Annotated in this window: 2 protein-coding genes; both read left to right on the top strand. The window is 67.8% G+C overall.

All coding sequences use genetic code 11. From position 1 onward, the window contains the following. Nucleotides 1–282 precede the first annotated feature (282 nt). Nucleotides 283–489: a hypothetical protein gene (locus D7231_RS36015; RefSeq protein ID WP_120760602.1), complete on the top strand. Its 207-nt coding sequence runs from the start codon at nt 283–285 to the stop codon at nt 487–489. A 202-nt stretch (nt 490–691) separates the two neighbouring features. After that, the coding region (locus tag D7231_RS36010; RefSeq protein ID WP_147449941.1) for an AAA family ATPase at nt 692–1,008 on the top strand (317 nt) is incomplete at its 3' end.

Genomic DNA, 1,008 nt, shown 5'->3' with positions numbered 1-1,008 from the left:
GGAAACTGCTTGCCAACCCCGCTCCGACGTGCAAGGCTGCCGCCACTATCACCGCCAGGCGAGAAGAGCGCCCCACGCGAGCGGCCCCCGCCCCCGGCATGGCACACGGGGGATACGCGGTGTGATCGTGTTGACCGTCCCACTTTTTGGTGAGACGCTGAAAGTCCCGCGCATCTCAGCTATGCGGCCCTGGAACGCATGGCTGAGCGGACGTCGCGGATTCATTCCCTCACGACCCACCAACGGCTTCGGTCGGTCACTCAGTGTGGAGGACCATCCATCATGGCAAAGGCGCTTCTCGGTCACATCGGCGGCTTCGACCCCCGAGTCCTCGCCGAGATGCGACGGCTTCAGCAGCGCGTACAGGACCTGGAGACCCAGCTCCTCCGGGTCCAGGCGGAGAACGACGCGCTCGCCGCCGCCGCTCGTCACGGCGACTCGGTGCTCGACAGCATCGACGTGTCCAAGGCGGAGCCCGCTCTGACCTGACCTCGACGAAGAGGCCGGGCCGCGAAGGCGACCGCCGGCGGAAGTACATGCGAGGGACGCTTCGGCGTCCCTTCGTCATGTCCGGCGACATGTCCAGGGACCCCGGCACCCCGACCTGTGTCCGGTTCACTGACTGATCTGCCCTGCATCCCCGGCGTCGAAACGGCCAATCGCGGAAGTCCGCGAGGTAAAGTCGCACGGCGTGCACCTCAAGAGCCTGACCCTCCGAGGCTTCAAGTCCTTCGCGTCCGCCACCACGCTGCGCTTCGAGCCCGGCATCACGTGCGTGGTGGGCCCCAACGGGTCCGGCAAGTCCAACGTCGTCGACGCCCTCTCCTGGGTGATGGGCGAGCAGGGCGCCAAGTCCCTGCGCGGCGGCAAGATGGAGGACGTCATCTTCGCGGGCACCACCGGCCGCCCGCCCCTGGGCCGCGCCGAGGTCTCGCTGACCATCGACAACGCCGACGGCGCCCTCCCCATCGACTACACCGAAGTCACCGTCACCCGGACGATGTTCCG

This window comes from Streptomyces klenkii (genome assembly GCF_003626645.1).
Taxonomy (GTDB): domain Bacteria; phylum Actinomycetota; class Actinomycetes; order Streptomycetales; family Streptomycetaceae; genus Streptomyces; species Streptomyces klenkii.
The sequence above is the reverse complement of the archived record's forward strand: the minus strand, read 5'-3'. Positions and strand labels throughout refer to the sequence as shown.

Excerpts from the sequence above, each read along its gene's own strand:
- D7231_RS36015 (WP_120760602.1), top strand. The coding sequence starts at position 283 with ATGGCAAAGGCGCTTCTCGGTCACATCGGCGGCTTCGACCCCCGAGTC.